2 protein-coding genes and 1 pseudogene are annotated in these 4,334 nt (G+C 44.9%); 1 reads left to right on the forward strand and 2 read right to left on the reverse strand.

Annotation, left to right across the window (positions count from 1 at the left end; translation table 11 throughout):
• Positions 1-703 (reverse strand): annotated as a pseudogene (locus tag D9T21_RS20175) (transposase family protein); the annotation flags it as partial.
• A 105-nt stretch (positions 704-808) separates the two neighbouring features.
• Complete coding sequence (locus D9T21_RS20180) at positions 809-2,785, reverse strand: hypothetical protein (RefSeq protein WP_123326985.1); 1,977 nt, start codon at positions 2,783-2,785, stop codon at positions 809-811.
• 119 nt (positions 2,786-2,904) lie between these two features.
• Here D9T21_RS20180 and tnpC point away from each other — a divergent pair, with 119 nt between their 5' ends.
• A complete protein-coding gene (tnpC, locus tag D9T21_RS20185) occupies positions 2,905-4,314 on the forward strand; it encodes an IS66 family transposase (protein WP_123323152.1) in 1,410 nt (469 codons plus the stop codon).
• Positions 4,315-4,334 lie beyond the last annotated feature (20 nt).

Below are 4,334 nucleotides of genomic sequence, written 5' to 3' on the forward strand. Positions count from 1 at the left end.
GGATGCTTTTTCATCCAGTGTTTACTGAATGTGGTTTTGATAAAGCTTTTCTTCGGCTTGACGAGTAATCCTTCGCTCTTCAGGTAAGTAAAAAAGCCATCTCGACCCAATTTAATTTCGTGTTCAATCAACTTCTGTTTGATTAATTTATAGAGCTTCCGTGTCCCCAACTGCGGCATGAACTTACGCCAGTAGAGCACCCACTCCTTAATTACCGATAGTTCTGTTCTTCGGCACTCCATACGGGCGACAGCCTGATAAACAGACTGCCTGGAAATCCCCACAACCCGGCAAGCAGCCGACAAACTTATTTCTTTTCTTTCTTTGGCTTGCCAGACGTACCGGATAAGTACTTTTTTCTTAGACCTGCTCCATATTCTTTATCCATGATATCAACCATTCCATTGAGGATTTGATTACGGAGTTTCTCATCGGCTAATTCTCTCTCGAGACGTTTTATTTTTTCGGCTGGTGTTTCTTTTGAACTGGGCATAAGTGGATGCTGAAGTGGTTTCGACCAGTCGAGTCTACCATGCTTTCTCAGCCAAACTAGCACTGTTGATTTACCTTGGATACCGAAGTGAACTTGTGCCTGCTTATAGGTCATTTCGCCTTTTTCTACACGCTGCACTACACCTAATTTAAAAGCCAAGGTGTAATCACGCTGAGTACGCTTAGGTCTTTGATTACTTGAAGTTGTCATAAAGAAGTCCTCTTTATGTCAACGTATTTCAGGACGGGACACTGTCTCATTAAAGGGGAAGTGGACACTAGACCTTAAATAAGGCCCAATTCAGTAATTTTCGAACTATCCCGGCTCTGACTCCTTCACTTCATAAATCTCGATCCACTCTGATACTTCTCTTACACTGACATCGCTGAGTTTATGCAGTCCAATGTCCAATGCGTCTGTAGAACTTGTCGTTGGTGAACTATTATTGAACTTAAGACGGTTGAAATATTCTTTCATACTGTAAAAAAACGCTAGCATCGTTAATGATCGCTGTGAAGATATGTCAAACTCTGCGTGATTTCGAACTGCAAATAAAAATGAAGCCAGTATAGGAAATAGAATGGTTGAAAGCGTAGTAAATTTAGATGGGTAGTACCAAAATGACGTTTCTGGAACTTTGCCATTAACATATATAGACATAAACACTACTTTAAACACTAAGAAAACTGCTGTTAAATAGAAGAGCCAGTGTGTCCAACCAGAAAGCTTCTCACCTAGCTGCTTCATCTTTGCAGCATTATCCAAATGATAATTACTTTGGCCTTGTAACCATTTATTTTGTAAAAATTTAATGGCGCTTTCTCTGTAGTTCGCATTTGCCATGGGACACTGCCGAAAGCCGACATATCGGGCTACGACCTCTGCATGAATACAGACCCATTGTCCGCCCGAGTGGCCATGTCCGAGTACTTCGCGGTGCATAAACTCATCGCTACTTCTTGTATCTAAGAATGAAAAACACCGTCCAAGCGCAGATAGATAAACATTGGGCCTGATCCCCTCTGCGAGACATCGGTTTTGCAGCCACATGTGATGATTATGAGCATCATGCTTGTATAAAAGATAAATGCTAATCAACGCTACAGCTTTGAGCCCAACTGATGTATAAAGGACTGTTGTGTAATCCTTAAAAATTGCACCTACCGCCGCACTAATGAGCGCCAAAGCCGCTAGGGTATAAATAAGAAAAAATGTACTTCGATGAATCGCAGCATATCGAACAGCTAATGAGTCCGCCACCTGAAAATGTGAAAAATAAGCATCAGAATTGACTGTTACATTAGACTCATCAACTCGGTCAACAGTACTATTTTTATTGTAAGCTGATTTGATTTGCGAAACGCGTTTCGCATTGAAAAATAGTTGCTTGAACCAGTTAAAGGCGTGCGCTCCGCGCAGTTTATCAACTGTTGAAAACTTAGCATTAATTGGCCCGGAATAGTCATAATCTGGTAAACACCTTTCATCGAAATCCAGGTATTTTGCACCTTTTTGCAACTCTGTGGCGCTACGAAGTATCGAGTTTTCACGAGCCGTGGAGGTAGACGATGCATCTTCCTCGTCTAAACGAAAAATGTCCGTAAAAAGTACTAATCTTCCAACTAAGGTCTCAATTGCAGTTTGACTCACGGCTTCTACTGCTTCTTCACGTCCAAATCGAGTCGATTGCCATATTTGGCATTGCTGTTCCCCTCTAGGGTCAATTTGAATTACGGGCTTACGAGCCTCAAGAGTCAATTGGACACTGCTATGAGTCCCCGCCTTATGCCCTTTATTTTCGTTTGATGAAGGATTGCCATCGTAAATTGCAATAATTAAGTCACAATTTTCGACCAAAACTTTGCTACAGCGAAAATAAGCTGCATCTCGGCTATCGCCATTAGTATAGTCACCATCTAATTCGACCAAACGCGGAACTGACTGACTAACAACATTATCAATTAGTTGGTCAAACTCCTGCACCTCAGTTAATAAATGGTTGGTGATGCTGCTGCTATCCTTGAAATCATTTCGATATTGACTTGTTGAGAAAGGCAGAATAGCAGCGTGCTCTACTTGGGCAAATTCATGAAGATTTTTAGAGAAATCTGCGCTCATTCCGAGGCGGTCAGCGCCGACTGCGAGTGAACTAGTAAGCCTTACAATTGGAAGGGAGTTTTCACGACAATCGTATAATTCATTGGCGATTCGATGATACTTACGCTCGGTTTCGCTCCGTGCTACTTTGTTTGGAGAAGCATAGTTATGAAGCACGCAAGCGATTTTCTCCATTATCTGCTCTAGCTGGAGAGTAACCGTTCACCAGGGCCCTATTGACAGTTAGTAATATTTATTTTCAATGATCGTGGGGATCCTATTGATTGATCCCGCCAGTCTGTCAGAGTGGTTTCATGCCACGTAAAAAGCAGCCCACAAAGCCACCCGTCGCTACTAATCTCGATGATGCCAATGAGCTCATTAGTACACTCTGGGACAGGCTAAATGACCTCGAAGACCGACTGAATCAAAACAGTCGTAATTCATCGCGCCCGCCATCTTCTAATGGTCCGAGTGTAGCTTCATCTGCGCCAGCTAAAAAGCCGACGGGCCGTAAGCGCGGTGCGCAATCCGGCCATAAAGGTAGTAAGCGGATGCTGGCCGATACCGTTGATGAGACGCGCACCTATTATCCCGACGATACTTGTGCTTGCGGTGGTGACATTGCTATCAATGATTCCCCTTATCGTCGGCATCAGGTATTTGATATTCCCAGCCAGGCATTCTCTGTAGTCGAACATCAGTTGCATCAGGGCCAGTGTTGTCAGTGCAGTAAAACGGTAAAAGCAACGCTACCTGACAACGTGAATCAGGGGCAGATGGGAAATAACCTGCTAGCCTATGTGGCAATGCAGTCGGGGCAGTTTCACCAGAGTATCAGTAAAATCCAGCAGCAGCTCGAACAGAACTTCGGTTTATCGTTCAGTCGCGGTGCTATCTCTGAAGCGCAGGGCCGGGTTAGTTCAGTACTGACGCCAGCGTATCAGGATATCAAAGAGACGATGCGCACTGAGGCGGTGGTGCACTGCGATGAAACCCGTCATCAGCGTGGTAACGAAAACCGCTGGATGTGGCAGGTATGCACAGCAGAATTATCATGCTTTATGACGCACTTCTCACGTGGCGCCTGGGCGGCAAAGAAACTACTCGGCGATAATCCGGAAAACATTGTTGTTACTGACCAGTATGCCGGTTATCACTACATCGATTCAGACCACCGTCAATTGTGCTGGGCGCATATCTTAAGAAACATGAATGCGCTGGCGGAAAGCTGGGGTACGAATAAAACCTATGGAACAACGTTAGTCAGGCTCATTCGCATACTGTTCCGGCTGCAACACCGGTATGAGAGTAACGCACTAAGTGAAAAGCGATACCTGGACCGGATGGAAAAACTACGCATCGCCTGGCGAGAGCAACTTGAACTGGCATCAAGACGCTGTGTGACTCCCCGCTATCAGAACCGGTGTAAGCTACTGCTAAAACACGATGACATGTGCTGGGTATTCCTCAGTCACGATGGCGTCCCTCTCACTAACAATGAAGCCGAGCGTTCATTGCGAAGCTATGTGCTGTGGCGAAAAGGCAGCTATGGCGTGTGGTCACATCGGGGCGAACTGTTCAGACAACGTATACTCACCATCGTAGAAACCTGCCGAAAACAAAAGCTGAATCCTCTGAAATGGATCCGGGCAATACTTGCTGCGACGCTGAATAAAACCACCTATCCTCTGCTCAACGACTTTAAAGCTGCCTGTCAATAGGGCCTTGGTGAACGGTTACG

This window comes from Marisediminitalea oceani, assembly GCF_003731635.1.
Lineage (GTDB): Bacteria > Pseudomonadota > Gammaproteobacteria > Enterobacterales > Alteromonadaceae > Alteromonas > Alteromonas oceani.

Coding starts and splice junctions, on each gene's coding strand:
- D9T21_RS20180 (WP_123326985.1), bottom strand. CDS start 2,785: ATGGAGAAAATCGCTTGCGTGCTTCATAACTATGCTTCTCCAAACAAA.
- tnpC (WP_123323152.1), top strand. CDS start 2,905: ATGCCACGTAAAAAGCAGCCCACAAAGCCACCCGTCGCTACTAATCTC.